General features: G+C 61.2%; 1 protein-coding gene. It reads left to right on the top strand.

Annotated elements, in window-relative coordinates; all coding sequences use genetic code 11:
• Positions 1–206: response regulator (locus AF337_RS14085; RefSeq protein ID WP_152971076.1), on the top strand; the 206-nt coding region annotated here is incomplete at both ends.

Raw genomic sequence — 206 nt, 5'->3', positions numbered from 1 at the left:
GCTTGTGGAAGACGACGCCTTCATCCGCATGGATACTGCCGAGATTCTCCAGGATCTCGGTTATGACGTCATCGAGGCTGATAGCGGCGAACGCGGCGTGGAAATCCTCGGACACACCATCGTCGACATCATCGTCGCCGATGTCAGCCTGCCCGGCATGTCGGGTCCGGTCTTTGCCGCCAAGGCGCGCGAGGCCTTTCCATCGG

Source organism: Rhizobium ecuadorense (genome assembly GCF_001187535.1).
Taxonomy (GTDB): Bacteria; Pseudomonadota; Alphaproteobacteria; order Rhizobiales; family Rhizobiaceae; genus Rhizobium; species Rhizobium ecuadorense.
The sequence above is the reverse complement of the archived record's forward strand: the minus strand, read 5'-3'. Positions and strand labels throughout refer to the sequence as shown.